The organism is Pseudoalteromonas aliena, assembly GCF_038155085.1.
In the GTDB taxonomy this organism is placed as follows: domain Bacteria; phylum Pseudomonadota; class Gammaproteobacteria; order Enterobacterales; family Alteromonadaceae; genus Pseudoalteromonas; species Pseudoalteromonas aliena_A.
The window spans coordinates 1-1484 of sequence record NZ_JBAKAU010000040.1; the positions used below are offsets into that span (position 1 = coordinate 1).

Consider the following 1484-nt stretch of genomic DNA (forward strand, 5'->3'; position numbering starts at 1 on the left):
ATAGGATGAAGCAAGTAATGTCGTCGGTTATCTTGCTGATATTCGTTGGTTATTACTATTTCTAGTAACAGAGCAGACCTTACTTATTTCGTCGTGGCACCTGTCTTCAGTCTATGTTCGTGGTTCAATGCAGCGTTAGCTGCATTGCCATCCTAACGCCGTCGGTGGTTGTGCCACACCCGATGCTTGATCCCATGCATTAACTCTAATTCGTTTATCATGCGGGTACTCTTGCCAATCTACGTTTTGTATTTACTGGCGTAAGCACCACTTCTTTTGCAATAGCCCATATGTACGCAATCATTTCTCGGGCAATGGCGGTGACAACAAGGTTGTAGTGCTTCCCTTTGGCTATCATTTTTTTATAGCGCTTGCAGAGCCTAAGCTGTGCTTTCCATGCAATATCAATAATGTCCTTTGGTAAACCTTCTTGTCTTTTTTGCATATCTGTGGATATATTTGCTGCATAGCGATAAGTGTGTGCACCTTCAACAAGAAGGCGTCTTGCTCGGCCATTTCCGCATTTTGTGATGGCGCCAATATGGCGTTTGCCACCACTCGAGTGTTCACTGGGTACAAGACCGAGATAACTCATTAATTTGCGAGGATGATCGAATCGCGATAAATCGCCAAGCTCAGCAACAACGCCGGTGGCGACCAACAAACGGACACCACGCATAGCTTGTATTGCTTTGACAACAGGATAATAACGCCACTGGTGAACGTGGTGTGTTAGTTCATTGTCTAGCCGTTCAAGTCGGCTTATTCGCTCGGTAATTGTGTGTAAAAACTCTTGTAAGACGATGTGCTGCGCAGGATGAGGTAGCACTAGTTCAGTGAGCCAGCGTAGATGTTTTTGTGACCAATTTGCAGTGCCTTTGTAATTAATATTATTGCGAAGCAGCAGCGCCTTTAATTGATATTTGGCATCTTTTAAATCCTTCATGGCTACTTCGCGTGCACGAGATAAATCGCGTACAGCTTCATCTTCAGGCTCGGGAACATAGATAGGTGTTAAATCTTCAGACTTAAGTAATTTAGCGAGCTTAAGTGCATCACGTTTATCGGTTTTAATCTTCTCACCAGGCTTTTTAGGAATAAGAGAGGGGGCAACCACATAGCAGCAATGGCCAAGGCTGGTAATTAATCGGTAAATCCAATAACCACATGGACCTGCTTCATAAACAAAATGAAGTGTGGCGCCAGGGTATTTCGATTCGAACTGGCGAACAAGCTTTTGAACGGCCACTTTGGAAGAGGAAATTCGACCAAGATGAACAGGTTGAGCCCCCCTATGTCCTTCAATATAGGCGACTTCATTGAATTCTTTATGTGTATCAAGTCCGATAAAAAGTATGCTATGTTTGTTCATGTTAGCCTCTGCTGTTTAGTTATTTGACAAACTAATTATGGCTCTGGCTTTGAATTAAGCTAACCCACGAAAAGCGGAGGCTAACACCGTGTGGGAGTCATTATGTCTATAT

Annotated in this window: 1 protein-coding gene; it reads right to left on the minus strand. The window is 43.6% G+C overall.

Annotation, left to right across the window (positions count from 1 at the left end; genetic code table 11):
* Positions 1-217: 217 nt before the first annotated feature.
* Entirely contained in the window at positions 218-1372 is a 1155-nt protein-coding gene (locus V6260_RS18435; RefSeq protein ID WP_341595560.1) for an IS110 family transposase, read from the minus strand.
* Positions 1373-1484 lie beyond the last annotated feature (112 nt).